A 26528-nucleotide genomic window follows, 5' to 3' on the forward strand; every position below is an offset into this window, starting at 1 on the left:
GCGGGGTGGGAAGGGTGAGGGTGACCAGTTACTTCCCTATCGGATCCGCCTTCGCATCCGCGCTTCGTGCATAGCTCGGCGCGACCCGCGCCTTGCTTGCCTGTTCGAACGCGTACCCCGCCTTGATCACCTCATGGTCCTGCCATTGTCCGCCGATGATCGACAGGCCGACCGGCAGCCCGGCGACCAGCCCCATCGGCACGGTGATGTGCGGATAACCCGCGACCGCAGGCAGCTGGCTCTGGCTGGGGCCGATGCTGTGATCGCCATTGACCAGGTCACTCACCCAAGCGGGCGCATTGCTGGGACCGATCAGGAAGCGGACATTGTGGGTGTTCAGCAGCTTGTCGATGCCCTCTGCGCCTGCCAGCCGTTTTGCCTTGGCCAGTGCCTCCTTATATTCGGGGTCATCCAGCCCCTTCTGGCTTTCGGCGAGGTCGAAAAGCGACTGGTCGAACCAGGCCAGTTCGGTTTCGGCATTCGCGGTGTTGAAGGCGATCACCTGCTTGAGCGTGCGCGCGGTCACCTCAGGCGGTGTGGTCGCTAGATAGGCGTTCAGGTCGGCCTTCAATTCGACCATCAGCACCTTGAACTCGGCCTCGCCCAACCCTTCGAGCCCGGTGCGGCGGTCCGCGATCTCGACCAGTTCGGCACCGGCGGCTTTCAGCCTCTCGAGCGCCCCGGCAAAGGCCGCCTGAACCTTTGCGTTGCCGCCGCGCCGGTCCATCAGCACGCCGATGCGCACGCCCTTGAGATAATCGGGCGACAGCCCCGCCGCATAATCGGTCTTGCGCTTGTCGGCCTCTGCAGTCGCCGGATCGGCTGGGTCGGTCCCGGCCAGCGCCGTCAGCAGCAGCGCCGCGTCGGTGACCGAGCGCGCCATCGGACCCGCCGTATCCTGGCTATGGCTGATCGGGATCACGTGCGTGCGCGAGACCAGGCCGAGCGTTGGCTTGAACCCGACCAGGCCATTGATGGACGAGGGGCAGATGATCGACCCGTCGGTCTCGGTCCCGATCGTCGCCGCCGCAAGGCTTGCCGCCGCAGCCGCGCCGCTGCCCGAGGACGAGCCGCAGGCGTTGCGGTCGAGCGCATAGGGGTTTTTCACCAGCCCGCCGACGCTCGACCAGCCGCTGACCGAATCGTTCGAGCGGATATTGGCCCATTGCGACAGGTTGGTCTTGCCCAGGATGATCGCCCCGGCGGCGCGCAGCCGTTCGACCAGCGGCGCATCGCGGTCGGTGACATTGGCGAGCAGCGCGGTCGATCCGGCGGTGGTGGGGATGGGGCCCTTCGCCTCGATATTGTCCTTGATCAGCACTGGAATGCCATGCAGCGGGCCGCGCAGTTTTCCGGCCTTGCGCTCGGCGTCGAGGGTGCGGGCGTCCTCGATCGCGCCGGGCATGACAGCGATTACGCTGTTGAGCATCGGTCCCTGGCGGTCCAGCGTTGCAATTCGATCCATATAGGCCCGGACCAGTATCTCGCTGCTGACCGCGCCGGTCCGCAGCATCGCGGCCAGCTCGGGGATCGATTTCTCCTCGACCTGAACCGCCAGGCGCGCGATGCGCGGGGGCTCCGTCTGGGCATGGGCAGCGATGGGGGTGAGGGCGGCAAGAGCCAGGGCAAAGGTGCGCATGGGCGCCACGATAGCGCGCACCGGCGGCCCGGCAAGATGGGGCATGCGATTTTTGCGCTGCCTCTGGCGCACGCCCCCGCCCACGCCCATATCGCCGCCCATGCCGGACAAGCGCTATACCAAGTCGACCCTGCCCGAGAAGGTCTGCGAAGCCTGTGGGCGGCCCTTTGCCTGGCGCAAGAAATGGGCCCGCGACTGGGACAATGTGAAGACCTGTTCCGAACGCTGCAAGGGCGATTTGCGCCGCAAGAACCGCGCGGGCTGATTAGCCCAAGGCGGCAACCCGCTCCGCGATCGCCACCAGCTGCCGCGCCTGTTCCAGATGAAGCAGCTCGGCCATTTTCCCCTCGACCCGGATCGCGCCCTTGCCGGCATTTTCGGGCAAGGCGAACGCAGCGATGACGGCCTGCGCCCAGGCCAGTTCCTCCTCGCCGGGGGAGAAGACCGCATTGCACGGCGCAACCTGATCGGGATGGATCAGCGTCTTGCCGTCGAAGCCGAACATTAGCCCCTGGCGCGCCTCGGCCTCGAACACGGCGAGGTCGCGAAACTCGTTGCACACGCCATCAAGGATCGCGACGCCATGCGCGCGCGCCGCTGCCACCGCGAGCGTCAGGATCGGCAGGAAGGGCGTGCGTTCGGGCGTCAACCGCGCGCGCATCTCCTTGGCGAGATCGTTCACCCCCATCACGAAGGCCGCCAGCCGGGTCGACCCTCCGAGCGCCGCCAGCGCATCGAGATGCGGCACCACCGCGCAGGTCTCGATCATCGCCCAGAGCTTGAGGCGCGAGGGTGCCTCGGCGAGCGCGGCATTGCACGCAGTGATGTCGGCGGGGCGCATCACCTTGGGCACCAGCACGCCGTCGATATCCCCCTTTGCTATGGCGGCAAGGTCATCCTGCCCCCAGGGCGTATCGAGCGCGTTGATGCGGATAATCAGCTCGCGATGGCCGAACCCGCCCTCTGCTGCCGCGGCAATTGCCGCTGCCCGCGCGTCCTCCTTGGCCTCGGGGGCGACCGCATCCTCGAGGTCGAGGATGATGACATCGGCAGGAAGACTGCGCGCCTTGGCGAGGGCCCGCTGGTTCGATGCGGGCATGTAGAGCGCGCTGCGCCGGGGACGTGCGGTATCGGACATCGGGGCCTCCTGCCGGTGATCAGGCGGGATTAGCACCCAGATAGCGGAAGGCAACCACGGTCAGGTCGTCGCTCGCATCCGCGCCGTCCTCGAAGCTGCGCACCGCGCCGCGCAGGCTCGCGACCATCGCGGTGGCGCTGCTCTGGTCGGCAAGCAGCGCAGCGCGGGTGCGATCATTGCCGAACAGCTCATCCTGCCGGTTCTGCGCCTCGGTCACGCCATCGGTGATCAGCACCAGGGCCTCGCCGGGCTGCAGCACGATTTCCTCGGCGGGCCAGGGATAGTCCATGATGCAGAAGGGCGGGCCGCCCTCCATCGCCTCCTCGATCACCTGCCCGTCGGTGGTGATGCGCAGCGGATTGTCATGGCCCGCATTGACGAACTCGGCGCGCCCGGTCGAAAGGTCGATGATCCCCAGCAGCATGGTGAGGCCGAGCGCATCGCCGCTGTCGCGCATCAGCTCCTCGTTGAGCTGCGCGGCGGCATCGGCAAGCTCGCCGGGCGCGCGCAGCATCACGCTGCGCGACAAGGCCTTGGACAGCGCCATGAACAGCGCGGCGGGCACGCCCTTGCCGGTGACATCGGCGATCAGGATGACGATACGGTCGTGATCGAGCCGGATGATGTCGTAGAAATCGCCGCCGACCGACTTGGCCGCCTCGAGCTGCGCGGCGATATCGATGCGCGGGTCGAGCCTTGCCAGCGCGGCGCGATCGGGCAGCATGCCGAGCTGGATCGAGCGGGCCGCGTCCAGCTCGCCCTCGCTGCGGTTCTGCGCATCGCGCAGCGCCGCGCGCTCGCGCCGTGCCTCGTTGAACAGCGCCGCGAACACCGCAAGCGCGCTGCCGCTGCCGAGCAGCAAGGGGCGGATCGGATCGAACAGCAGGTCGCCAAAGCGGAATAGCAGCCAGCTCGCCAGCGGCAGGCTTGCCGCCGCACCCAGCAGCACCAGCCAGCGGCTGCGCGCCGGGGCCTGGCCGGTGGCGAGCAGCAGCAGGATGATGGCGAGCCCGACGCCGACACCCCATTCGGCCGCCTTGCTGGCCGACGGTCGCACCAGCCAGCCGCCGCGGTTGATCGTATCGGCCGCCTGGGCCTGGACCAGCACGCCGAACATCTCCGATCCCAAGGGCGTTGCGACGATGTCCTGCGTGCCCTCTGCGGTCAGCGAGACGACGACGATCTTGTCGTCGAGCTGCGACAGGTCGAATTCCTCCGACATGATCTCGATCGCGGAATAGACATGCGCCTCGGGAATTTCGGCGAAATGCAGCCGCATCCGCCCGGAATCGTCCACCGGTATGCGGCGCTGGCCGATCGTCACATTGCCGGGCGTCAGCGTGATCTCGGGATCGGTGCCGGTGCGCTGCTCGATGGCGACACGCATCATTTCCAGCGCCAGCCCGGGCGCCAGCGCTTCGCCGGTCTTCATGACCAGCGGCACGCTGCGCACCACGCCATCGCCATCGGGCGCGCCGTTGAGCAGGCCGAAGCCCGGTGCGCGCGCCTCCAGCGCCTCGAGATTCCTCTGCACCAGCGGATAGCGGGGCAGGGCAGGTGGCGGGGACCCGCTGATCGTCGCCCATTGGGTAAGGCCCGCCGGGTCGACCCCGCCGAGCCTCACGCCTGCGCGGCCCAGAACCACCGGCGCGGCGCTGATCGCGTCGGCAAAGTCGCTGTCCATGCTGTCCAGGCCGTCCATCCACGCCTTGATCGCCGGGTCGTCGGGCGCATAGAGCCGCGAAAAGCGCGTCGGGCTGACCGCGTCGGGCTCGACGAACAGGATGTCGAAGCCGATCGCTGCTGCGCCACCCTGCGCGATGCGCCGGGTCATCGTTGCCAGCACGCGGCGCGGCCAGGGCCAGCTGCCGATCACCTCCAGGCTTTCATCGCCGATCGCGACAATGCGGACCTGACTTTCGGAAAGGTCGCGCGGGGCCATGCGCTGCCAGCCATCGAACACGATATTCTGCTCGCGCGCGCCCAGTGCGAGGCTGAGCAGGGCGGCCAGTACGAATCCGACCAGCGCCGCGAGCCACAGGCTGCGCGGAGGATTGCTGATCCGAACCGCGCTAGAGCTGGACTTCGAGGCCATCATAGGCGCAGAGCACCTCCAGCGGATCGTGCTCGCGGGTCAGCTCCTCGTAGCGCACGCTCTCGGCGTGCATGCGCGCGATATCGGCGTCCGAATAGACCGGTTCGTGGTGGAACAGCGCCAGCCGCTTCGCCCGCGCGCCATGGCACAGGTCGATCGCGACGATGTTGCTGGAATGGCCCCAGTCTTCCTTCATCGAAACGCTGTCGGCGAGCGAATACATCGTGTCGCAGATGACCAGGTCCGCCGCACGGAAGAACTGTTCGACATCGGCCTCGCCCTCCATCCGGTCGAGCTTGTGCTCGCTGTCAGTGCTGAACACCGCCACCTTGCCCTCGGCATCGGTGAAGCGATAACCGAAGCTGCTGTGCGAATGGTGCTGCTCCATTAGCTCCACCTGCACCGCGCCGATCTGATAGGTCTCGCCCACCTTGAGCGTGCGGAACTCGATTTTAGCGCGCAGCCAGTCGAACTTGACCGGGAAGGAGATTTCCTCCTGCTGGCGGCGCAGCGCCTCTTCGGCATCCTCGTGCCCGGCATGGATGACGATATGCGCATTGGGGTCGAACGCCGGCACGAAGAACGGGAAGCCCATGATATGGTCCCAATGCAGGTGCGACATGAAGAAGTGATAGACCCGCGCATGACCGGCAGCGCAGCGACGCATCGCATCGAGACCGAAGCCGCGCAGCCCGCTGCCCATGTCGCAGATGATGTAGGGGTCGCCATTCGCAGGATCGCCCGCCTCGATCTCCACACAGGTGGTGGCCCCGCCGAATGTCCCGCTGATGGCGAAATCCAGCTCGCCCTGGGCAAAGCGGCGCGCTTCCTCGATATCGGCAAAGCTGCGGTCCGATGCGGCGAGCAGCGCGTGGGCGACCTTGTCCTGCACGATCGATGCGGTGGCGGCGACGGGCAAGGAGCCCCGTGTTCCCCAGAAACGGACCAGCATCGCATCCCCCCTGCTTGTTGCGCGGCGTCCCCGTGTCGCCGGCGTGCTAGATTGCGGCCTCGATGCTGTCCGAGACCGCGAACAGCTTGTCGTACCGGCTGATCGCCAGAATTTCGCGCATCACCGCGTTAGGGCGCGCCAGCGCCATCGCGACGCCGGCCGCGTCGGCCTGGCGCTTGGCGAGCGTCAGCGCGCGCAGACCGCGCGACGACATGTAATCGAGCCCAGCAAAATCGACGATCAGCTTCTTGCCCGGCGAATCGGCGGCCATGGTCACGCTGGCGGCCAGATGTTCGGTAAACGCCTCGGCCGTTGCCTCATCCACGCGGCCATCGGGGCTGGCAACCACGCATCCCTGCTGCTCGCTACTGGACCACTGCATGTTTTCCGCCTTTCGCATGGGCTTGAACTTAGCGGCAAATTCACCGTGTGGGAAGTTGCCCCGAATGTTGCCGTTACAGCCTGTACAATAACGGGAAAATTGTGTCGTGATGGGCAAAAGGGGGGTAAGAAGCCACGTAATGGCCCAGGGGGAAACCGACATACGCTTTGCCGAACTGCAAGGATTCGCGCCTGCGGCCCCGCGCCGTCTGTGCACCGATTGCGGCATTTCGCGCAGCAGCGATCCCAAGGCCTGCGGCCGTGTCTGCCAGTTTCTCAAGCCGGACTACGAAGCGCTCGAGCGCCAGGTGCATGGTCGCACGCGCGATCCCGGGCGGCCCGATGAGCTGTTCTTCGGCCCCTTTCGTCGCATGGTCGCGGGCGAACTGATCACGCCGTCGCCCGGGGCGCAATGGACTGGAATCGTGTCCCGACTGGGCGAGCGGTTGCTGGAAACCGGCGCGGTCGATGCCGTGCTGGCGATCGGGCCGCATCCCGAGGATCGCTGGCGGCCCAATCCGGTCCTGATCACCCGGGCAGAGGACATGGCCGGGGTGCGCGGGATGCGCATGGGCTATGCGCCGCTGCTGGCGCTGCTCGAACCGGCGCGCGCGGCAGGACACAAGCGGATCGCGCTCATCGGCATTCCCTGCCAGGTGCACGCGCTGCGTGCGCTCGAGGCCGAGCTGGGTTTCGAGCGGATCTACGTGATCGGAACACCGTGCGCCGACAACACCACGACCGAGAATTTCCACCTGTTCCTGAAGCTGCTGTCGGATGCGCCGGAGAGCATCTGCTATCTCGAGTTCCGCTCCGACTATCATGTCGAACTGCGCTTCGACGATGGCAGCGTGCGCGAAGTGCCCTTCCTGCAGCTGCCGATTGCCGATCTGCCTTCGGACTTCTTCCCGCTGACCTGCCGTACCTGTGTCGACTATACCAACGTCCTGGCCGATATCACGATCGGCTATATGGCAGGCGGCGGCAAGCAATGGCTGGTGGTGCGCAATGAGCGCGGCGAGGAACTGGTCGAGCTGCTGGGACAGGAACTGCGCACCCGCGATATTACCAGCGCGGGCAATCGCGCCGGGCCGGTCAAGGGCTTTCTGGCGAATACCGAGCGCGCCGCGGGCGGCCTGCCGCTGCGCCGCATGCCCAAGGTGCTGCGCGGGATCTTTGGCTGGCTGATGCCGCGCATCGGGCCGCGCGGGGCGGAATTCGCGCGTGCAAGGGTCGAGATGAAGGCGATCGAGACCGTGCTGCACTTGCGCCGATCGGCCCCGGCGCGGATGAAATCGATGATCCCCGATCATGTCTGGGACCTGGTCAAGCGCTACGGACTGGAACCGCGCCCCGGCGAGCGAAGCGACGAGCGGCATACGCCCGACCTGTGAGCCGGGTCAGCGGCGCTGCGCCAGCCAGATCGTGTGCCGCGCGCCGCCGCCGGTCCGCCGTGCCCGGACAATTTCCTCCTCCACCGCAAAGCCGGCCTTGCGCAAGCTTGAGGTGAAGCGCGGATCGGGGCCGCTCGACCACACCGCCAGCACGCCGCCGGGCCTCAGCGCAGCCCGAGCGTGTTGCAGCCCTTGTGCGGTATAGAGCGCATCGTTGCCTTCGCGCGACAGCCCGTCCGGGCCGTTGTCGACATCGAGCAGGATGGCATCGAGGCGCCCAGCGCTGTTGCGGATCAGAGCGCCGACATCACCGATATGAATGCTGACGCGCGGCTCGTCGAGCGTGCCTGCGTGCAGATGCGCCATCGGCCCGCGTGCCCAGTCGACGATCTCGGGGACCAGCTCTGCCACCTCGATCGATGCGCGGGTGCCGAACGCCCGCAGGGCGGTGCGCAAAGTAAATCCCATGCCAAGCCCGCCGATCAGCACGCGCGGCGCGGCCACCCCGGCGATTCGTGCAGCGGCGAGCGTGCTCATCGCCTCCTCGGAGCCGCTGAGCCGACTGTTCATCAACTCGTTCGCGCCGAGCATGATCGAATATTCGCTGCCCCTGCGGATCAGACGCAGCGGCTCGTCTCCTCCCGGCACCTGAGCCGTGGCGATGAGTTCGCGCGGGATCATCGGGTCAGGCCCGACCCGCCGAGGTCAGCAATGCGGGGCAAGAATTTGCGTGTCAGTTGCCGCCAACGCAAGGCCCGCCAGCGCAGATCTGGCCCGATTCGACCAAGTCGCGCACGTTCTGGTTGCCCTTCGTGCTGATCATGCGCCATTCCGCCACGGTCTTGCAGACCTTGCTCTTCTTGATCAGTGAACCGGTCGACTCGATCTTGCGACAACGGATCTTGTTGTCATCCGACTGCGGGTCTTCCTTGTTCGTCGGCTGCTTGGCGTACACGCTGACCGCAGTGAGCGGCATGCTGAGGCACGAGGCGGCGGCAGCCAGAATCATCGCAGTCTTCTTCATGCTGTGTCATCCGTCGATTGGCGCAAAAGCCGCTGGGGGCGAGCGCAGGTTGATGTTCAACGCAGCCGAGGGCAAGGCCGCCAGCATGCTTTCATGCCCAGACCGTATCATCAACGGATATTGAAAAAAACCGCAAATTTGTGCGCGCGCAGCAAGGTTAATCCAGATTGGTATTGAAACCGGTTGCATCGGCTGCAGCGAAATAGCCTGCGATCACTTCCTGCTCCTCGGGCGTGAGATGCGGGTTCCACACATCGAAGATCAGGACGGCGCGCATCTCGTCGCTGTCGTTCCACGCTTCGTGCTCGATGGTATCGTCAAACGCGAAGGCCGTGCCGACCTTCCATTCGCGCGTTTCGCCGCCCACCCGAAAGCCGCAACTATCGGGAACGATCAGCGGCAGGTGGACGATCGCGCGGGTGTTGGTGACGCCGGTATGCGGCGGAATGCGGGTGCGCGGTTTGAGGATCGAAAAAAAGGCGGTCGGCGCGCGGCCGGGGATGATGCTCTGCGGGATTCCGCTAAGCGCCTGCGCGGTGGCGGGACAGCGCTCCAGCACGGCGGCATTGGGCTTGCCATATTCCCACAGGAAGCAGGCGCCCCAGGCAAGCGACTGGTCGAGCGGTGACCATTTGCTCTGCGGCGCGCCCTTTTCCATCCGCACATAGGGGCGCAGCGCATCGCCGGGATCGGCGAGAAGCGCCAGCATTTCCGCACGAATGGCGTCTGTCCTGGCCTCGACCTGTGCAAACCAGGGGAAATGCGCTTCCTCGAAAAACTCGTCCGCAGGCAAGAAAGGATAGCACAGGCCGTTGCATTCGTTGGTGTAGATCTTGCGCTTGCCCATCGCGGCGTCGACAAAGGCACGCGCCCGGCGTCCGGCGGTTGTCGGCATGCGCGCCTGAAAGTCGCCGAGCGCATCCATGACCTGATATTCGATGCGGCTCGTGCAGGCAGCGCAGAAATCCCGGCCCGCCTGCAGCACGGGCACCAGCGCATCGGGCAACGGGTCCAGATGCGCGGCAAGCTGAAGCACAGCCTGCCAGGCTGCCAGCGCATTGGCGTCGTCGCCGGTTCGCTGATGCGCCTCGGCCTTGCGCAGCCACGCCATGAAATCACGCCGATCGATGTCGAGCGCGGCGTCGAGTGCGGCAAGCTCCCCCTGGTCGTCGCCAAGCGATCGGCGGGCCGTCGCCAGATTGCGCCACAAGGCGGTAGCGGCCGGATCGGCCCGCGTCGCTGCCTCGAAGGCGCGCGCAGCCTCGGCAAAGCGTCCCTCGCGCAAAGCCGCCATCCCGGCGCTGTTCAACGCTACCGGATCATTTTGTGCAGTTACTGCCATATGTTGCTAGTCCCCCGACCACGTCCTGCTTGCCACGCTGCCGGGGGATTGGCAAGGATCGCCGCGATGACCGATACCGGCCCCGATTTCTCCGGCGACAAGGCCGCTCTGGTGCGCGATTCCCTTTGGCATGCGCATCGCTATGACGCGGCGCAGGACGCGTTCCAGTTTCGCCATGTCCCGCGCGAGCAGCACCGCAAGGCCACCTTCCTCACCGACGAGTATCTTGGCGAGGCCGACCGGATCATTCCTGTGCCGCGTCAGCAGGTGCTTGCTGCCGGCGCCGATCGTGCACCGCTCCATTTCATCTTCCACTCGGCCTTTTGCGCGTCGACCATGCTGGTGCGTGCGCTCGACGTGCCGGGCCTTGCCATGGGCCTCTCCGAGCCGATGCTCTGCAACGACATGATGGGTTGGCGCTGGCGCGGGGCCGACCGGCGCCAGGTCGCCGCCGTGCTCGATGCGTCGCTTGCGCTGCTGCAGCGCCCGTTCGGCCCCGGCGAAGCGGTGGTGGTCAAGCCGTCGAACATCTTCAACCCGCTGATCCAGGCGGCGATGGCGCTTCGCCCTGAAAGCCGTGCGCTGCTGCTGTACGCGCCGCTCCCGGTGTTCCTCGCCTCGGTCGCGCGCAAGGGGCTCTGGTGCCGCCTCTGGGCGCGCGAGCTGCTCGAGGGCCAGTTGCGCGAGGGTGGGGTCGAATTGGGCTTCGGCCCGGCGGATTTCTTCCGTCAGAGCGATCTGCAGGTCGCGGCGGTCGGCTGGCTCGTGCAGCATCGCCAGTTCGGGCAGATTGCGCGCGCGCTGGGCCCCGCGCGGGTGGCGACGCTCGACAGCGAAACGCTGACCGCTGCCAAGCCCGAGCATCTCAGGGCGCTGACACGCCATTTCGGCCTCGAACTCTCCCCTGCGCTGGAACAGGCGATGCTCGCCAACTCAGCGCTCACCAGCCATTCCAAGTTCGGCCAGGCATTCAGCGCCGAAGATCGCGCGGCCGAGCAGGATTTTGCCCGCCGCGCCTATGGCGACGAGATCGACAAGGTGCATGTCTGGGCGCTCGAGGTGGCCCGGGTGAACGGCATTGCACTCGATCTGCCCCATCCGCTCAGCCTGTAAAATCCTTGCTGTTCCCGGCATTCGTTCGTCGTGGCGGGGAACCGTTCCGTCGCTCTGCCGTAACCCAGCCAGGATGACCGACCCCGTTTTTCCCGGGCCGCGGCATCGGGACAAAACAGGAGGAAGACATGGGTTTGATTCTGGCGCTGATCATGGGCGGCATCATGGGCTGGCTCGCCAGCAAGGTAATGAACCGCGACGCGCAGATGGGCATTTTCTGGAACGTCGTGGTCGGCTGTATCGGTTCGGTGCTCGGCCGGTTCCTGTTCGGCGGACTGATCGGCGGCGGCAGCCTGCGCGCGGACGCATTTGATCCGCTGACCCTGCTGACCTCGTTCCTGGGTGCGGTCGTCCTGCTGGCGATCGTCAACCTGGTGCAGCGCGGTCGCGCACGCTAACAGCCCACCGCCCGCAAAGCGGGGCTTATCCATCCACAAAGGGTACCGGTGCATGGCTCCGGTGCCCTTTTTGCTGCGCGCATTAACCTCCAACAATTGCCATCTTGCCTGACAGGTTCTAAAGCGCGCCGCGTGCAGCGCAGCATTATGGCTTGCGCGTGGTGACTTAATTGGATAACACAGTGCCATGACGTTTCCCGAGCGCATGGGCGTTTCCGGGGGGCATGGTCTCCGCAGATCGCAAGATCGGTCGCGCGTCGATCGATGCGGACTGTTGCGGAGAGCCACGAGGTTTGGACGGATCGGGCAATGAATTACGAAAGCAGCTTTGGCGGCGACACCATCACCGCACGCAGCGAAGATCTTTATGGATCGGAAGGTGACGTCGAGGCCCGTTCGGGGCGGCGTCGCAACATCATCGTTGCCATAGTTGTCCTCGCCTTGTTGGTGGCGGCGGGGGTGTATTTCTTCGGCGGCAAGCCCGAGACGGCTGCAGGCGAGGGCGCGAAGGCCGGCGCGGGCGAGAGCGAATCGCAGGCACCGGCAGTGACCGTGATCGTTCCCGGATCGGGATCGGTCGAGCGCGTCATCAACGCCACAGGAACGCTGGCTGCACGGCGTGAAATGCCGATCGGCATCGCAGGCGAAGGCGGCCAGGTGATCCGCGTGCTGGTGCAGCCGGGCGACTGGGTGCGCACGGGCCAAGTGCTCGCGGTCATCGATCAGGATGTCCAGACCCAGCAGGCCCGCTCGCTGGCGGCGCAGATCGAGGTCAGCCAGGCCGATGCGGTGCTCGCGCAGAACGAGCTCGACCGTGCGCTGCAGCTGGTGGGTCGCGGATTCATCTCCAAGGCCGATGTTGATCGCCGACGCGCGACGCGCGATGCTGCGGTGGCGCGCGTCGAGGTGGCCAAGGCTCAGCTGCGCGAGGCGCAGGCGCGCAATGGCCGCCTGAGCATCCGCGCGCCCGAATCGGGCCTGGTGCTCGAGCGCAATGTCGAACCCGGTCAGGTGGTCGGCGGCGGCAGCGGCGTTCTGTTCCGCATGGCTGCTGGCGGCGAGATGGAGCTGCGCGCGCAGATGGGCGAGGCCGATCTTGCCGCGCTCAGCGTCGGCGTGCGCGCCGATGTGCGCCCGGTCGGCACCGACCGGACCTTCAGCGGCCGGGTTTGGCAAGTCGCGCCGATCATCAACGAGACCTCACGTCAGGGCATTGCGCGCATCGCGCTCGGCTATGACAAGGCGCTGCGTCCGGGCGGTTTTGCCAGCGCTGCGGTGATCAGCGGATCGAGCCAGGCCCCCGTGCTGCCTGAATCCGCCGTGCTCAGCGACGACAAGGGCAGCTATGTCTATGTCGTGAACAAGGACAACAAGGTCGAGCGGCGCAACGTGACCACCGGCACCGTGACGCCGCGCGGCATCGCGATCGCGACGGGCATCAGCGGCAAGGAACGCGTCGTGCTCTATGCAGGCGGCTTCCTCAATCCCGGCGAGACGGTGCGCCCGCAGATGCAGGGCAAGCGCGGCTGACCTGGCGGGTACGGCGCGCGGCCCTTGCCGCTGCCGGTTGTCGAAAGGGTGCGTGCGTTGGTCGAGAGGGGCTGCCCGGTGGCGTTCCTGCCGGGCCGCACGGGTTGCATGGGGCCTGCATCTGGCCGTATTGGGATAACGTAGCTGGACCGGGCGCAGCGCCCGGCGGGACGAGGAAAAAGCGATGAACTTCCGGAACATGTCGGCCTGGTCGATCCGCAATCCGATCATCCCGCTCGTCTTCTTCACCGGCCTGCTGTTCGCCGGCATCCTCAGCTTCATGCGCATGGATGTGGTGAACAATCCGGACATTGACTTCCCGGCGGTGCAGGTCGTCATCTCGCAGCCCGGCGCAGCCCCGACCGAGATCGAGAACCAGATCACCCAGCGTATCGAATCCGCCGTTCGGTCGATCAATGGTGTTAAGAATATCAGCTCGACCGCCAGCGAAGGCTCGTCGAGCACCTTTGTCGAATTCGAGATCGGCACGGATGTCATCGAAGCGGTGAACGAGGTCAAAAATTCGGTCGACCAGATCCGCGGCAGTTTGCCCGAGGGCATTCTGGAGCCATCGGTGACCAAGGTCGACGCTACTGGCGAGCCAATCGCCTATTATGCGGTCGAAGCCGACGACATGACGATCGAGCAGCTGAGCTGGTTCGTCGATGATACGGTGACCAAGCGATTGCTCGCGATCGACGGGATGGCCGAAATCGACCGCTTTGGCGGGGTCAACCGAGAAATCCGCGTGGTGCTGGACCCGCAGAAGATGCAGTCGCTGGGTGTTACGGCCTCGCAGGTCAACAACGCGCTGCGCCAGATCAATATCGATGCTGCCGGTGGCCGTGCAGATATTGGTGGCACCAAGCAGTCGCTCCGCGTGCTCGGCAATGCCGATACTGCTTTCGACTTGTCGCAGACCCAGGTGCCGCTCGGCAACGGGCGCACCGTAAAGCTCACCGATATCGCGACCGTCACTGACGGCTATGGCGAGCCGACCTCGATCAGCAAGGTGCGCGACAAGGAGGTCGTGAACTTTGCCATGACGCGGTCCAAGGGAGCTTCGGACGTGACCGTCTATTACGAAGCTCTCAAGGCGATGGACGAGCTCAAGAAGGAGAATCCTGGAATCGAGTTCATCCCGCTCGGCACCAGTGTCGAATACACCGAGGGTCAGTACGAAAGCTCGATCTCGGCGATGGTCGAAGGCGCGGTGCTGGCGGTGGTCGTGGTGTTTTTCTTCCTGCGCGACTGGCGTGCGACGATCATTTCGGCGATTGCCATTCCGCTATCGGCGATCCCAACATTCTGGTTCATGGATCTGCTCGGCTTCAACCTGAATTTCCTGTCGCTGCTCGCGCTCGGCCTGGTCGCGGGCGTGCTCGTCGACGACGCGATCGTGGAGATCGAGAATATCGTCCGGCACATGCGCATGGGCAAATCGGCCTATCAGGCATCGATCGACGCGGCGGACGAGATCGGCCTGGCGGTGGTCGCGACATCGTTCTGTATCGTCGCAGTGTTCCTGCCCGTGGGCCTGATGCCTGGTATTTCGGGCCAGTTCTTCAAGAATTTCGGCTTCACCATCGTCGTTTCGGTGCTGATGAGCCTTGCTGTCGCGCGCATGATCACGCCGATGATCGCGGCCTATTTTCTGGAAGCGAAGGGCCACGCCTCGCACGGCGAGGGCCGCCTGATGGACATGTACATGAAGGTTCTGGGCTTCTCGCTCGACCAGAGCCGGGCCAAGGCCTTTAGGGGACCCAATCCCAGCCTAGGCCGCAAGCTGGTCGCGTTGTTCCTTGATCATCGCGTCTGGATGATGGGAATCGGCATGCTTGCCTTTGTGCTCACCGTTGTCCTCTTCATGATTACGCCGGCTCAGTTCCAGCCGACGATCAACGAGGATAACAGCCGTATCCAGATTGAGATGGTGCCCGGCACGACGCTGGAGCAGACCGAGGTGGTGGCCGACAAGGTCGCCGCGATCATGTACAAGCAGCCCGAAGTCGAGCGCGCACTGATCCGCATTCGCGAGGGCAATGGCACCATCTTCGTCACGCTCAAGAAGGATCGCAAGAAGAAGTCGTTTGAGTTCGAACGAGATCTGGCCCCGACGCTTCAGGCCATTCCCGACGCGCGGGTGACCTTCGCATCGCAATCGGGTGGTGGCGGCACCAATCGTGATATCTCGATCATGCTTACTGGCTCTGACCCCGACAAGCTGGATAGCGCGGCAGCTACGCTTGTCGAACAGATGAAAGGGCTGAAAGAGGTAACCGGACCGCGTGTCAACGCCGACATGCGCAGGCCTGAAATCATCGTGAAGCCGCGCGCCGACCTGGCGGCGCAGCTGGGCATCACCACGGCCGCACTCAGTCAGGCCATCCGGATTGCGACGCTGGGCGAGATCGAGCAGAATGCAGCGAAATTCTCGCTGTCTGATCGTCAGATCCAGATCCGCGTCGTCCTGCCAAAGGAATCGCGCTACGATTTCGAGACCATACAGAACCTGCCGGTGCAGACCGCTGCTGGCGGGTCCGTGCCGCTCAGCCGTGTCGCCGACATCTCGTTCGGTTCGGGCCCGACCACGATCCAGCGCTACAATCAGGAGCGCCGCGTGTTCGTCGGCGCAGATCTTGCCCAGGGCGTCGTGACCAGCCAGGCAATGGAGAAGATCAACAACCTGCCGATCATGAAGAACCTGCCGACCGGGGTAAGCAACAAGCCCTTTGGCGAGCAGGAATGGCAGGCGGAACTGATCCTCAACTTCATCATCGCTCTGGTCTCGGGCGTGCTGCTCGTTTTTGCGGTGCTGGTGCTGCTCTACAAGCGGCTGATGTCGCCGCTGGTCAACATGGGCTCTCTGGCGCTTGCGCCGCTGGGTGGAATATTCCTGGTCTGGGTTGTCGGGCAGCCGGTGTCGATGCCGGTGCTCATCGGGGTGCTGATGCTGCTCGGCATCGTGTCGAAGAATTCGATCCTGCTGATCGACTTCGCGATCGAGGAAATGCATCGGGGCGTGCCCAAGCACGAGGCTATCATGGATGCCGGGCACAAGCGCGCGCAGCCGATCATCATGACCACGGTCGCGATGGTGTTCGGCATGATCCCGACTGCGCTGTCGCTCTCGGGCGACGGTGCATGGCGTGCCCCGATGGGTACGGTGGTGATCGGCGGATTGATCGTCTCGACGCTGCTGACGCTGGTGATCGTGCCGGCAGGCTTCAGCCTGGCCGATGGCGTCGAAAAGCGCGTCGGGCCGTGGCTGCGCAACCGGCTGCTCACCTACAAGCCGGGCGATAACCGCCACGACACGCCAGAGGTCCAGCCGGCCGAGTGAGTGGTCCGGATCTGAGAATGCAGCCAGTGCCTGCGCTTCGCCAGACCGATCCGGCCTGGCGCATGCGGGCCATTGCTACCGGCATGCTGGTGGTGATGGCGGGCGTGTTCCTCGCGACGCACTGGGCCGAGGGGCATGTCGATGACCGCTGGGGCTATGTGCGCGCCTTTGCCGAAGCGGCGATGGTTGGCGGACTGGCCGACTGGTTCGCGGTCACCGCGCTGTTCCGCCATCCGCTGGGCCTGCCGATCCCGCACACCGCGATCATCCCGCGCAACAAGGACCGGATCGGCGACACGATGGCGCAGTTCCTGCGCAGCAACTTCCTGACGCCTCTGGTGGTCGCGCGGCGGATGCGCGGCATGAATGTCGCCGCAGCGGCGGGGCGCTTTCTGGTGCAGCCCACCGGGGGCGAGGGGCGGCTGCGGCTCGGCGCATCGAACATGGTCGCCGATGTGCTCGAATCGCTCGACCAGGACCGGCTCGGCGGAAACGCCAAGGAAGCGCTCAAGGTCCAGCTCGAAAAGCTCGACGTCGCGCCGCTGCTCGGTCAGATTCTCAGCGCCGCGATCGCCGACAACCGCCACCTGCCGCTGATGGACGGCATCGTCAAATGGACCCAGCGCACGCTTTTCGCCAACGAGGAGCTGCTCAAGGACATGGTGCGATCGCGCGCCAATTCGATCATGCGCTGGACCGGGCTCGACGAGCGGCTTGCCACCGGCATCATCGATGGCCTGCACAACCTGCTGTTCGACATGGCGGAGGATGTCGACCATCCGCTGCGCCACAAGGTGGAGGAGGGGCTGGAGACGCTCGCCTATCGCCTGCTCCACGACCCCGAGATGCAGGACAAGGTGCGTGGCATCAAGGCCGAGATGCTCGCCAACCCGGCGATGGCCCGCTGGCTCGACGGGCTGTGGGAGCGCAGCCGCGCCGCGCTGCTCCGCGCTGCACGCGATCCCGACAATGCGCTTTCGGGCCAGTTCGGCGATGGTCTGAAGCAGATCGGCGAATCGCTGATCAACGATGCGCGCATGCAGACGCAGATCAACCGCTTCGCCCGCAGGACGCTGGTGGGCATCGCCAACCGCTATGGCGACCAGATCGTGCGGCTGGTGTCGGAAACGGTGCGCCGCTGGGACGCGCAGACGATTACCGGGCGGGTCGAGAATGCGGTCGGCAAGGACCTGCAGTTCATCCGCATCAACGGGACGCTGGTCGGCGGGCTGGTGGGTTTGACGATCCACGCGGCGACGGTGTGGTTGGGGTGAAGGCGCAGCTGTAACCTCATCCCGTCACTCTGAACCCTTCGACTTCGCTCAGGACAGGCTCGTTTCAGGGTCCATCTTTCGTCACGCGGCTTCGGCTTTTGCGGCGCGATGGATCCTGAAACAAGTTCAGGATGACGTTTGAAGAACCCCCGTGTCAGCCCCCCAAAGCCTCACCCATTGCGCGCACCGCCTCGACCTTGGCGTATAGCGGTTCCCAATCATCGCGTTCGGCAATGGCCGCCCAGATGCCCTCAACTTCATCGATGAGCATCGATTGCGGCGCATCGCCCTGCCAATAAGGGTGCGACCGGTCGCGCGTCGGGGCATAGCCCGCCTTCACCGCGCCGAAATCCGCCCACAAGGTCTCGCCCGGCTCGCCGTTCAGCGCCGCCGGGCATTTGGGCGCCGCATCGCCCATCCAGGCAAAGAAGAAATCGTCAATGCCGACGCCGCCTTTCAGCATCAGCGCTTCGGCGGCGGCGATCAGCACGCGGTCCTGCTCCACTCCTTGCGGCACGACGCCCAGCCGCCAGCAGAAGCGCCGCGCCAGCGCCTGCTGATAGAGCGGTCCGAACCGTTCGAGCGCGGCGATCAGCGGCGGAGCCTCGCTGATCAGCCGCAGCGCGACCGCCAGCTGGCCGAGATTCCAGTGAATCGCCTCGGGCTGGCGGGCAAAGGCATAGAGGCCCGAATGGTCGAAATAGGCGGCAGTAAAGCCCGGGTCCCATTTGGGCGCGAACCGCCATGGGCCGTAATCGAAGCTCTCGCCGGTGATGTTCATATTGTCGGTGTTGAGCACCCCGTGCACGAACCCTGCGACCATATAGCTCGCCGCCAGATCGGCCATCCGCTCGACCGCGAGGTTCAGCAGCAGCGCCGCCTCGTTCTCCTCCGTCTGGCCGCCATAGAGCGTATCGAGGACATAGCGCACGACGCGGCGCATCTTCGCCTCGTCATCCTCATAGGCGATGCGCTGGAAGGTGCCGAAGCGGATATGGCTGTGGCTGAGCCGAACCAGCACCGCCGAGCGCGTAGGCGAAGGCTCGTCGCCGCGCCACAGGCTCTCGCCGGTCTCGATGACCGAGAAGGTCTTGCTGGTGTTAACGCCGAGCGCTTCGAGCATCTCGGTCGCCAGGATCTCGCGTACCGCGCCTTTCAGCGTCAGCCGCCCATCGCCATCGCGGCTGAAGGGGGTCTGGCCCGAACCCTTGGTGCCGAGGTCGAGTAGCCGGTCCTTGCCGTCGCGCATCTGCGCGAACAGGAAGCCGCGCCCGTCGCCGATCTGCGGATTGTACACGCGGAACTGGTGCCCGTGATAGGCCAGCGCCAGCGGCTGAGGCAGGTTGCCCGGCATCGGGTTGAAGCGCCCGAAATGATGCAACCAGCGCTTGTCGTCGAGCTTGTCCAGCCCCACGGTTGCGGCGTGCCGATCATTGCGGAAGCGGAGCGTGGCTTCAGGGAAGTTCGCCGCCTTGACCGGATGCGCGATCGCATCGGCGATCGTCAGGATGGCGGGGTCGGCGCGGTAGGCTTGCGGATAGGGCGATGTGGCTTGCGGATCGGCTGTCATCGGGCGATAGTGGGGGGTGAAGGGAGCGCATGCAACCATGGCCAGCGACAGTCAGGGCTATAGCGACGGGTTCTGGTGGTCGAACGACGGTTTGCGGCTGCATTTCCGCAATTATCCGGCAGCGCCCGAGCATGCGCATCGCCCGCCGATCATCTGCATTCCAGGCCTGACCCGCAATGCGCGCGATTTCGAGAAGGTCGCCGAGCGGCTGGCGGGCCAGTGGCGCGTGATCTGCGTCGATCTGCGCGGGCGCGGCGACAGCGCCTATGCCAAGGATCCGATGAGCTATGTGCCGCTCACCTATGTCCAGGACATGGAGGCGCTGCTGCGCGAGCAGGCGATCGAGCGCTTCGTCGCCTTTGGCACGTCGCTCGGCGGGCTCATCACCATGCTGCTCGCCTCGACCCGGCCGGGCCGGGTGGTCGGCGCGCTCTTGAACGATGTCGGGCCGCAGCTCGAGGCCGAGGGGCTGGCGCGCATCCGCGACTATGTCGGGCAGGGCCGATCCTTCCCTACCTGGATGCATGCCGCACGAGCCTTGTCCGAAGGTCAAGGTTCGGTCTTCCCCGGCTATGGCGTCAGCGAATGGCTCGACATGGCCAAGAAGACGATGAAGATCGGTCCCGGCGGGCGCATCGTCTACGATTATGACATGAAGATCGCCGAACCCTTCGCGGTGCCCGGCGGCGAGGCGGGGGTCGATCTGTGGCCCGCGTTGACAGGGCTCGCTCCGGCGCAAGTGCTGATCGTGCGCGGCGCATTGTCCGATGTGTTCGCGCAAGCCACGGCCGAGCGGATGCTGACCATGCTGCCGCATGGCGAACTGCTCACGATCGCCAACAAGGGCCATGCGCCTTCGCTTGAAGAGCCCGAGGTGGCGCAGGCGATCGACCGGATGCTGGCAAAAGTCGATGCGGCGGCGCTTGCGACCCAGGCCTGACCGGCTATAGCCCTGAAACCATGAAGTCGAACACGCGGCCCGCGCGCATCCTGCACCTGCACAGCACCTTCGACCTTGGCGGCAAGGAGGCGCGGGCGGTGCGCCTGATGAACCATTTCGGCCAGGCAGCGCAGCACACGATCCTCACTGCCGTGCCCGATGCGCTCGGCGCGCGCGCGGCGATCGCGCCCGGCATCCGTGCCGATTTTCCGAACAACGCGCCGTCGCTGGCGGGCAAGCCGAACCTCGCGCGCTACCGCAAGTTCGCCGACTATTTCGCCAATTTCGACCTGATCCTGAGCTATAACTGGGGCGCGATGGACGGCGTGATGGCGCGCACCATCTTCAACTCGATCACGCCGCTGCCCCCGGTCATCCACCATGAGGACGGGTTCAACCAGGACGAGGCGGTCAAGCTCAAGCTCAAGCGCAACTGGTTCCGCATGGTGGCCTTGGCGCGCACTGATGCGCTGGTCGTGCCTTCGCACACGCTGGAGCAGATTGCGCTCAAGGTGTGGAAGCAGCCCGACAGCCGGGTGCGTCGCATCTCCAACGGCATCGATGTCTCAGCCTATGCCAAACGCCCGCAAAAGGGCGCGATCCCCGGCTTCCAGCGCCGCGATGGCGAGATCGTGATCGGCACATTGGCGGGGCTGCGCGCGGTCAAGAACCTGCCGCGGCTGGTTCGCGCGGTCGCCGCGCTCGATCGGCCGGTGCGGCTGGTGATCGTCGGCGAGGGACCCGAGCGCGGCGCGATCGAGGCGGAGGCGGCGCGCCTGGGTATAGCCGACCGGCTGCTGATGCCGGGTTTCCTCAAGAACCCCGCGCGCTATGTCGGCTTGTTCGATATCTTCGCGCTATCGTCAGACAGCGAGCAACAGCCGATCTCGGTGATGGAGGCCATGGCGGCGGGGCTGCCGGTGGCCGCGCCCATGGTCGGCGATGTCGCGCATATGGTCGCGCCCGACAATGCGATGCTGCTCGGCGAGCCGGGTAGCGAAGCGGGGCTGATCGACAACCTGCGACGCCTGGCCGAAGACCCGGCGCTGCGCACCGCGCTCGGCAACGCCAATCGCGCGAAAGCCGAGGCCGAGTTCGACGAGCGCCTGATGCTGGAACGCTATGCTGCGCTTTACGGTCGCGCGATCGGCAGGCCCGAATTCGGGCGCTGAGAGCGCGCTTCAGCCGCGCATGATCGCTTCGGCAGCGTCGCTCGCCAGACGGTCGGCGCGCTCGTTTTCGGGATGGCCGGCATGGCCCTTGACCCAGTGCCATTCGACCGTGTGGCGGGCAACTGCGCCGATCAGTTCGTGCCACAGATCGGCGTTGCGCACCGGCTTTTTCGAGGCGGTCTGCCAGCCGTTGCGCTTCCAGCCATCGACCCATTTGGTGATGCCGTCCTTCACATAGCTGCTGTCGGTATAGAGCAGCACATGGCAGGGCTCGATAAGCGTATCGAGCGCGCGGATCGCCGCCATCATCTCCATGCGGTTGTTGGTCGTGTCGCGCTCGCCGCCCGACAGTTCCTTTTCGTGGCGTCCATAGCGGATGATCGCGCCCCAGCCGCCGGGGCCGGGATTGCCCTTGCACGCGCCATCAGTGTAAATCTCGACCGTCTTCATCTCTGCTCTATCCATGCCCCAGACCGATGGACCGGTCAGCCGAACAGCCCCGCATGCGCCGGGTCCGCATAGAATGTCAGCCGCCGGGCAAAGGCCATCGGATCCTTGCGCGTCACCAAAGCATCGGGCGGCGTATTAATCCAGTCATAAGCGCGGCTCAGCGTGAAGCGGAGCGCCGATCCGCGTGCCAATATGGGAAGCGCCTGTATTTCCTCGGGATTCAGCGTCAGATTGGCGTGATATCCCTGCAAGAGCGCATCCGATACGGCCGAATCGAAGCTGCGGCCATCGGGCGAGAAGCACCAGGCGCTGTGCGTCACTGCAAGGTCATAGGCGCGCGCATCGCGGCACGAGAAATAGAAATCGATCAGCCCGGAAACACGATCGCCCAGCATCAGCACATTGTCGGGGAACAGATCGGCGTGGATCACCGATTGCGGCAGGTCATGCGGCCAATGTGTGGAGAGAAAGGCCAGCTCGCTCTCCACCAGGCCCTCCAGCGCCGGATCGATCTGCTGCCACTGCCCTGCACATCTGCCTGCCAGATCGTGCCAACTGGCAAGCCCCATGCTGTTGGCCCGCGCGCCGCGGAAGTCCGCGACCGCATGGTGCATCTTCGCCAGCGCCTCGCCCGCTGCATATGCCTGGGCCGGGCTGGGGGCGGTCAGCGATATGCCTTCGAGAAACTCGATCAGGCAGGCGGGCCGTCCGGCAAGCTCGCGGATCTGCACGCCGCTCCGATCGGCAATCGCGCGCGGCACGCGGCAGCCGCGCGCGGCCAGATGGTCGAGCAATGCCATGAAGAACGGCAGGTCCTCCGGCGCGACGCGCTTTTCGTAAAGCGTCAGGATGAAGCGGTGGCCATCCTTGCCACCGCGCGTCTCGACCAGGAAATTGCTGTTCTCGACGCCCTCGGCAATGCCCTTGAAGCTGATCAGCTCGCCGGTGTCATAGTCGTCCAGAAACCGCGCCATCATCTCGGCGCTGACATGCGTATAGACAGCCATCAGGCAGCATCGGCCTCACTGGCCAGCGCGCGCGGCAGCTTGAAGGTGATGCGCTCGTCCACCGTCTTGACCCGCTCTTCGGAGACGTCGAAATGGCGGCCCAGCATGTCCACGACCTCGCGCACCAGGATTTCCGGTGCGCTCGCCCCGGCGGTGAGACCCAGCGTCTTGACGCCCTCGAACCAGCGCAGTTCGATCTCGACCGCGCGCTGGATCAGCTTGGCGCGGGTGCCTTCGCGCTCGGCAACCTCGACCAGACGCAGCGAGTTGGAGCTGTTCGGCGCGCCGATCACCAGCACCAGATCGCAATCATCGGCCATCACCTTGACCGCAGCCTGGCGGTTGCTGGTGGCGTAGCAGATGTCCTCTGCCTTGGGGCCCTTGATCGCCGGATAGCGCTCCTTCAGCGCGGCGATGATCTCGGCCGTATCGTCGACCGACAGCGTGGTCTGGGTGAGGAAGGACAATTTGGTGTCATCCTCGAATGCCAGCTTGGCGACATCCTCGACCGTTTCGACCAGGGTCATGTGGCCCGGCTCGACCTGGCCGAAGGTGCCGACCACCTCGGGATGGCCCTTGTGGCCGACAAAGATGATGTGGCGTCCTGCCTCGACCTGGCGCTCGGCCTGACGGTGGACCTTGGAGACCAGCGGGCAGGTCGCGTCGAGATAGTTGAGCCCGCGCTCGGCCGCCTTGTGCGGCACCGCCTTGGGCACGCCGTGCGCGGAAAAGACGACGGGCACGCCATCGGGCACCTCGTCCAGTTCCTCGACAAACACTGCGCCCTTGGCCTTCAGGCTGTCGACGACGAACTTGTTGTGCACGATCTCGTGCCGGACATAGACCGGCGCGCCATATTTGTGCAGCGACAGTTCCACGATCTCGATGGCGCGATCAACCCCTGCGCAAAAGCCGCGCGGCGATGCGATCTTGACGAGAAGCGGAGGCTTGGCGGTTTCGCTCATGTTCAGAAAGGCTTTCGTAGTTCGTCAGGACTCTTAGGCGAAGCGGGGGCTGGTGGGAAGCCTGTCCCGGCAAGCCTGCCCATATTGCGCCGGGCAGATGCGCCAAATCTGGCCGTTGCGCCGGGCGGCGTCGGCAGATAAGGAGCGATGCACTGTGGCCTCGAAGGATTTCTGTTTGCATATGCCCAATCTGCCCATCAAACCGTCGACCGCCATCATGGGGGCGGGGCTTGCGCTGCTCGGTCTTGCGGGCTGCGCCGAAAAGAACCAGCTGGTGGTGGATACGGGCGTGGGCGTGACGTCCTCGCTATCGGCCTGCCCCAATACCGCGATCCCTGAACATACCGGCGACGTAACCGTGTTCAATCCGCCGAGCAGCCGCGATGCCGCTGCGATCGATGTCGTGGCCACCATCACCAATGTGCGCCCCGCCTGTGACGAGACCGGCGCGGAAATCTATGCGACCGCCACGTTCGACGTGCTGGCGCGGCGCAGCGACAACCGGGGCGCACGGACGGTGACGCTGCCCTATTTCTCGACCATCATGCGCGGCGGCAACACCGTGGTCGCCAAAAGGCTGGGTTCGGTGACGCTCAATTTCGCCGATGGCGAATATCGCGCGCAGGCCCAGGCGAGCGGTGCGGGCTATATCAACAAGGCGGCAGCGACGCTGCCCGAGGATATTCGCGAACGCATCACCCGCCGCCGCAAGTCGGGCGACCCCGATGCGGCGATCGATCCGCTGTCGATCCCCGAGGTGCGCACCGCGTTGCAGCGCACCAGTTTCGAACTGCTGATCGGCTTTCAGCTGACCCAGGAACAGCTGCAATATAACGCGACCCGATGAAGTTCACGCAGTCCTCTCTCCTTCAGGGGAGAGGATACATGGCCTTGTCAGCTTGCTGACCTAGGCCGTGTTGGAGAGGGGAGCCGCGTTGGCGGTTCGCTCTTGCCCCTCTCCGACTGTGACTAGGCCTGCAAGCAGGCCAAGTCTCGTTGTCCTCTCCCCTGAAGGGGCGAGGAGTTTGGATGACAAGGCCAACACCATGACACTCTACACCCGTTTCACCCAGCATCTGCATGAAGCGCTCGACGCGCTGGAAGCCGCCGGTACGCTCCCCGCGGGGCTGAATCGCTCAGCCGTGACCGTCGAGCCGCCGCGCGATGCGGCGCATGGCGACCTTGCCACCAACGCCGCGATGGTGCTCGCCAAACCCGCGGGCACCAATCCGCGTGCGCTGGCCGAGGCGCTGGCGGCGGAGCTGCGCAAGATCGAGGCGGTGACCGGGGTCGAGATCGCGGGGCCCGGCTTCCTCAACCTGCGCCTTGCGCCCTCGGTCTGGGCGGACGAACTCAATGCCATTGCGGCGCTGGGTGTGGATTATGGCCGTTCGCAGCTCGGCGCGGGCAAGACGGTGAATGTCGAATATGTCTCGGCGAACCCGACGGGTCCGATGCATATGGGGCATTGCCGCGGCGCGGTGGTCGGCGACGCGCTCGCAACCCTGCTCGAATATTCGGGCCACAAGGTGATCCGCGAATATTATATCAATGATGCCGGCGGCCAGGTCGATGTACTCGCGCGCTCGGTGCATTGGCGCTATCGCGAGGCGCTGGGGCTAGAAAGCGGCGAGATGCCCGAAGGCCTGTATCCGGGCGACTATCTGGTGCCGCTGGCCAAGGAACTCGCCGCCGAGCTCGGTGATGTGCAGGCCAATGCGCCCGAGAGCGAATGGCTCGTGCCTTTCCGCAAGCGCGCGGTCGCCGCGATGATGGACATGATCCGCGCCGATCTCGCGCTGCTCGGCATCCATCACGACGTGTTCGCGTCCGAAGCCGATCTGCAGGCGGCGGGCAAGCCCGAGGCCGCGGAAGCCGTGCTGCGCGACAAGGGCCTGGTCTATGACGGCGTGCTCGAAGCGCCCAAGGGCAAGGTGGCCGAGGACTGGGAGCCGGTCGAGCTGCCGCTGTTCCGCTCGACCGCGTTCGGCGACGATCAGGATCGCCCGATCCGCAAGTCGAACGGGAGCTGGACCTATTTCGGCGCGGACCTCGCTTATCATTTCCAGAAGCTGCAGGATGCCGACGAGCTGATCGACATCTGGGGCGCGGATCATGCCGGCACGGTCAAGCGGATCAAGGCGGCGGTCGCGGCGCTGACCGACAATGCGGCGCGCTTCGATGTGAAGCTCGTCCAGATGGTCAAGCTGATGCGCGGCGGCGAGCCGCTCAAGATGTCCAAGCGCGCAGGCAATTTCGTGACCCTCGCCGATGTCGTAAACGAGGTCGGCAAGGATGTCGTGCGCTTCACCATGCTGACCCGCAAGGCCGATGCGCAGATGGAATTCGACTTCGAAAAGGTGGTCGAGGCCTCGAAGGACAATCCGGTCTTCTATGTGCAGTACGCACATGCGCGCATCCATTCGATCCTGCGCAAGGCCGCAGGCGAGGGGCTTGCGCCCTCCGCCGATCATCTCGAAAGCCTGGGCACCGAAGAGCAGGCGCTGGTCGCGCTCGCCGCACAATTCCCGCGCATCGTCGAAGCTGCAGCGCTCAACCGCGAGCCGCACCGCATCGCCTTCTATCTCGGCGATCTGGCAGCGGCCTTCCATGCGTTCTTCAATCTGGGCAATGATCGCACCGACAAGCGTATCGTTCTGGCGCATGATCCTGCGACCAGTGGCGCAAGGCTTTTCATGGCGGCGAATATCGGGCAAGTCATCGCCAACGGCCTGGGTCTGATGGCGGTGGAGGCGGCGACGCAGATGTGATGCCGCGCCCGCCGAGGCCAGGCACTTGTG

23 protein-coding genes are annotated in these 26528 nt (G+C 65.4%); 11 read left to right on the forward strand and 12 right to left on the reverse strand.

Annotated elements, in window-relative coordinates; genetic code table 11:
• Nucleotides 1-28 precede the first annotated feature (28 nt).
• Nucleotides 29-1639, reverse strand: coding sequence for an amidase (locus OPU69_RS05840; RefSeq protein WP_498509731.1), 1611 nt, complete (start codon nt 1637-1639; stop codon nt 29-31).
• Between the two features lie 100 nt (nt 1640-1739).
• Between OPU69_RS05840 and OPU69_RS05845 the strand changes: the two genes are divergently transcribed.
• Nucleotides 1740-1904: a DUF2256 domain-containing protein gene (locus OPU69_RS05845; protein WP_023839412.1), complete on the forward strand. Its 165-nt coding sequence runs from the start codon at nt 1740-1742 to the stop codon at nt 1902-1904.
• Here the strand turns inward: OPU69_RS05845 and OPU69_RS05850 are convergent, their stop codons facing one another.
• From OPU69_RS05850 to OPU69_RS05865, 4 genes are read right to left on the reverse strand one after another with little or no spacing between them, the layout of a single operon-like run.
• Nucleotides 1905-2777: an HpcH/HpaI aldolase/citrate lyase family protein gene (locus tag OPU69_RS05850; protein ID WP_498509733.1), complete on the reverse strand. Its 873-nt coding sequence runs from the start codon at nt 2775-2777 to the stop codon at nt 1905-1907.
• Nucleotides 2778-2796: 19 nt separating this feature from the next.
• Complete coding sequence (locus OPU69_RS05855; protein ID WP_498509735.1) at nt 2797-4875, reverse strand: CHASE2 domain-containing protein; 2079 nt, start codon at nt 4873-4875, stop codon at nt 2797-2799.
• Nucleotides 4850-5824, reverse strand: a complete 975-nt coding sequence (locus OPU69_RS05860; protein WP_498509737.1) for an MBL fold metallo-hydrolase — start codon at nt 5822-5824, stop codon at nt 4850-4852. Before OPU69_RS05860 ends, OPU69_RS05855 begins: the two co-directional genes overlap by 26 nt.
• Before the next feature lie 46 nt (nt 5825-5870).
• Nucleotides 5871-6206: an STAS domain-containing protein gene (locus OPU69_RS05865; RefSeq protein ID WP_060978082.1), complete on the reverse strand. Its 336-nt coding sequence runs from the start codon at nt 6204-6206 to the stop codon at nt 5871-5873.
• A gap of 139 nt (nt 6207-6345) precedes the next feature.
• On the opposite strand from OPU69_RS05865, the gene OPU69_RS05870 reads away from it, so the two are divergent.
• Nucleotides 6346-7599, forward strand: coding sequence for a Coenzyme F420 hydrogenase/dehydrogenase, beta subunit C-terminal domain (locus tag OPU69_RS05870; RefSeq protein WP_060978068.1), 1254 nt, complete (start codon nt 6346-6348; stop codon nt 7597-7599).
• Nucleotides 7600-7605: 6 nt separating this feature from the next.
• On the opposite strand, the gene OPU69_RS05875 is transcribed toward OPU69_RS05870, so the two are convergent.
• The 3 genes from OPU69_RS05875 to OPU69_RS05885 all read right to left on the reverse strand — a co-directional run bounded on the left by OPU69_RS05875 (nt 7606) and on the right by OPU69_RS05885 (nt 9965).
• A complete protein-coding gene (locus OPU69_RS05875) occupies nt 7606-8280 on the reverse strand; it encodes a spermidine synthase (protein ID WP_498509740.1) in 675 nt (224 codons plus the stop codon).
• Between the two features lie 52 nt (nt 8281-8332).
• Nucleotides 8333-8623, reverse strand: a complete 291-nt coding sequence (locus OPU69_RS05880; RefSeq protein ID WP_498509742.1) for a hypothetical protein — start codon at nt 8621-8623, stop codon at nt 8333-8335.
• 157 nt (nt 8624-8780) lie between these two features.
• Complete coding sequence (locus OPU69_RS05885; RefSeq protein WP_060978065.1) at nt 8781-9965, reverse strand: aspartyl/asparaginyl beta-hydroxylase domain-containing protein; 1185 nt, start codon at nt 9963-9965, stop codon at nt 8781-8783.
• A gap of 66 nt (nt 9966-10031) precedes the next feature.
• Between OPU69_RS05885 and OPU69_RS05890 the strand changes: the two genes are divergently transcribed.
• The 5 genes from OPU69_RS05890 to OPU69_RS05910 all read left to right on the forward strand — a co-directional run bounded on the left by OPU69_RS05890 (nt 10032) and on the right by OPU69_RS05910 (nt 17623).
• Entirely contained in the window at nt 10032-11078 is a 1047-nt protein-coding gene (locus tag OPU69_RS05890; RefSeq protein ID WP_498509744.1) for a hypothetical protein, read from the forward strand.
• Nucleotides 11079-11206: 128 nt separating this feature from the next.
• Entirely contained in the window at nt 11207-11476 is a 270-nt protein-coding gene (locus tag OPU69_RS05895; RefSeq protein WP_060978063.1) for a GlsB/YeaQ/YmgE family stress response membrane protein, read from the forward strand.
• Nucleotides 11477-11785: 309 nt separating this feature from the next.
• On the forward strand, nt 11786-13006 hold the full coding sequence (locus OPU69_RS05900) for an efflux RND transporter periplasmic adaptor subunit (RefSeq protein WP_081097143.1): 1221 nt from the start codon (nt 11786-11788) through the stop codon (nt 13004-13006).
• 184 nt (nt 13007-13190) lie between these two features.
• On the forward strand, nt 13191-16349 hold the full coding sequence (locus OPU69_RS05905) for an efflux RND transporter permease subunit (protein ID WP_060978062.1): 3159 nt from the start codon (nt 13191-13193) through the stop codon (nt 16347-16349).
• A 17-nt stretch (nt 16350-16366) separates the two neighbouring features.
• The gene (locus OPU69_RS05910) at nt 16367-17623 is read left to right on the forward strand and encodes a DUF445 domain-containing protein (protein WP_208597901.1); all 1257 of its coding nucleotides are present in this window, start codon (nt 16367-16369) and stop codon (nt 17621-17623) included.
• A 154-nt stretch (nt 17624-17777) separates the two neighbouring features.
• On the opposite strand, the gene OPU69_RS05915 is transcribed toward OPU69_RS05910, so the two are convergent.
• The gene (locus OPU69_RS05915; RefSeq protein WP_498509747.1) at nt 17778-19193 is read right to left on the reverse strand and encodes a protein adenylyltransferase SelO family protein; all 1416 of its coding nucleotides are present in this window, start codon (nt 19191-19193) and stop codon (nt 17778-17780) included.
• Nucleotides 19194-19230: 37 nt separating this feature from the next.
• Between OPU69_RS05915 and OPU69_RS05920 the strand changes: the two genes are divergently transcribed.
• A complete protein-coding gene (locus OPU69_RS05920; protein ID WP_498509749.1) occupies nt 19231-20133 on the forward strand; it encodes an alpha/beta fold hydrolase in 903 nt (300 codons plus the stop codon).
• A 20-nt stretch (nt 20134-20153) separates the two neighbouring features.
• A complete protein-coding gene (locus tag OPU69_RS05925) occupies nt 20154-21305 on the forward strand; it encodes a glycosyltransferase family 4 protein (protein ID WP_498509751.1) in 1152 nt (383 codons plus the stop codon).
• A gap of 9 nt (nt 21306-21314) precedes the next feature.
• Here the strand turns inward: OPU69_RS05925 and rnhA are convergent, their stop codons facing one another.
• From rnhA to ispH, 3 genes are read right to left on the reverse strand one after another with little or no spacing between them, the layout of a single operon-like run.
• The gene (rnhA, locus tag OPU69_RS05930) at nt 21315-21755 is read right to left on the reverse strand and encodes a ribonuclease HI (RefSeq protein ID WP_498509753.1); all 441 of its coding nucleotides are present in this window, start codon (nt 21753-21755) and stop codon (nt 21315-21317) included.
• A gap of 35 nt (nt 21756-21790) precedes the next feature.
• Nucleotides 21791-22762 carry a homoserine kinase gene (gene thrB, locus OPU69_RS05935; RefSeq protein WP_498509755.1) on the reverse strand — a complete coding sequence of 324 codons (972 nt, stop codon included), beginning with the start codon at nt 22760-22762 and terminating at the stop codon, nt 21791-21793.
• Nucleotides 22762-23727, reverse strand: a complete 966-nt coding sequence (ispH, locus tag OPU69_RS05940; protein ID WP_066114379.1) for a 4-hydroxy-3-methylbut-2-enyl diphosphate reductase — start codon at nt 23725-23727, stop codon at nt 22762-22764. Before ispH ends, thrB begins: the two co-directional genes overlap by 1 nt.
• 181 nt (nt 23728-23908) lie before the next feature.
• Between ispH and OPU69_RS05945 the strand changes: the two genes are divergently transcribed.
• Together OPU69_RS05945 and argS are read left to right on the forward strand one after the other, a co-directional pair.
• Nucleotides 23909-24574, forward strand: coding sequence for a hypothetical protein (locus tag OPU69_RS05945; RefSeq protein ID WP_498509757.1), 666 nt, complete (start codon nt 23909-23911; stop codon nt 24572-24574).
• Nucleotides 24575-24773: 199 nt separating this feature from the next.
• Complete coding sequence (argS, locus tag OPU69_RS05950; protein ID WP_498509759.1) at nt 24774-26498, forward strand: arginine--tRNA ligase; 1725 nt, start codon at nt 24774-24776, stop codon at nt 26496-26498.
• Nucleotides 26499-26528: the final 30 nt, after the last annotated feature.

The organism is Blastomonas sp. 34TW (assembly GCF_059803595.1).